Genomic DNA, 1,316 nt, shown 5'->3' with positions numbered 1-1,316 from the left:
TGTTCGGACCGGATATATCCCTGACGGAATGGACCGGTTGAGTGGTTGACAGTTCTGTTCGGTCGGCAGGGGGACCTGCCGATGGCCTGGAACGAGAGCTGTGTGATGGAGCAACGGATGCGGTTCGCGCTTTTGTGCGATCGTGACGATCAGACGATGGTCGAGCTGTGCGAGATGTTCGGGATCAGCCGGCAGACTGGGTACGAGTGGCGCCGGCGCTATCGCGAGGAAGGTCCGGCGGGTCTGATGGATCGCCCACGCGGTCCGCATCGTCACGGCCGATCGACGCCGGATGCGGTGGCGGAGTCGATCGTCGCGCTGCGTCTGGCGCGTCCGAGCTGGGGGCCGCGCAAGATCGTGGCGAAGCTCGCGGCTCAAACGCCGGAGGTGACCTGGCCCGCGCCCTCGACGGCGGGGGAGATCTTGAAGCGTGCAGGGCTGGTGACGAGCCGCAGGCCACCGCGACGGGCGCCGCCGCGCCTGGGCGAGCTGACGCGACCGCAGCATGCCAACCACGTCTGGTGCGCCGACCACAAGGGCTGGGTCCGGCTGGCAGATCGGGGCCGGCTCGAGCCGTTGACGGTGACCGACGGCTTCAGCCGCTTTCTCGTGGTGCTGGGCGCGACGGCCTCGACCAGCAAGGAGGAAGCCATTCCCTTGTTCGAGATCGCCTTCCGGGAGCACGGGCTGCCGGAGACGATCCGAACGGACAACGGCGCGCCCTTCGCTTCCAGCGGGATCACGGGCCTCACCGAGCTCGGGGTCTGGTGGGCCAAGCTCGGCATCCGCCACGAACGCATCGACCGGGGCAGCCCGCAGCAGAACGGCGGGCACGAGCGCTTCCACAGGACGCTCTCGCGTGAGGCGATGACGCCGCCGTGCGCCGATCGTGCGACCCAGCAGGCGCGCTTCGACGCGTTTCGCCACGACTACAATCACGAGCGGCCTCACGAGGCGCTGGGCCAGAAGCCGCCGGCAGCGTTCTACGAGCCCGCCCCACGGCTGCTCCCCGACCGCCTGCCGGAGCCGGCCTATGCGCCCGAGGCGGCGGTCCGAAAGGTACGCCAGGCGGGCGAGATCAAGTGGGCCGGGAGCCTCGTCTTCGTGAGCGGTGCTCTCGTCGGCGAGCCGGTCGCGATCGAGGAGACCGACACCGGCGACTGGCTCGTCCGCTTCTTCGACCTGAAAATCGGGATCATCGACCGCAAGACCAGAAAGCTGCGACGCCCGGTCCCCCGGCCGGGGGACCGGGCGTCGCAAAACACTCAAACCCAACCCTGATCTGTCAACCATTCATCCGGTCAGATCTGTCAACC

At 68.3% G+C, this 1,316-nt stretch carries 1 protein-coding gene; it reads left to right on the top strand.

What is annotated here, in order from left to right; translation table 11 throughout:
• The first annotated feature begins 81 nt into the window (after positions 1-81).
• Positions 82-1,281, top strand: a complete 1,200-nt coding sequence (locus ACTZWW_RS22635) for an IS481 family transposase (protein WP_444783221.1) — start codon at positions 82-84, stop codon at positions 1,279-1,281.
• The last annotated feature ends 35 nt before the right edge of the window (positions 1,282-1,316 follow it).

The sequence above is a fragment of the Salinarimonas sp. NSM genome, assembly GCF_052380005.1.
Lineage (GTDB): Bacteria > Pseudomonadota > Alphaproteobacteria > Rhizobiales > Beijerinckiaceae > Salinarimonas.
The sequence above is the reverse complement of the archived record's forward strand: the minus strand, read 5'-3'. Positions and strand labels throughout refer to the sequence as shown.

Coding starts and splice junctions, on each gene's coding strand:
- ACTZWW_RS22635 (WP_444783221.1), top strand. CDS start 82: ATGGCCTGGAACGAGAGCTGTGTGATGGAGCAACGGATGCGGTTCGCG.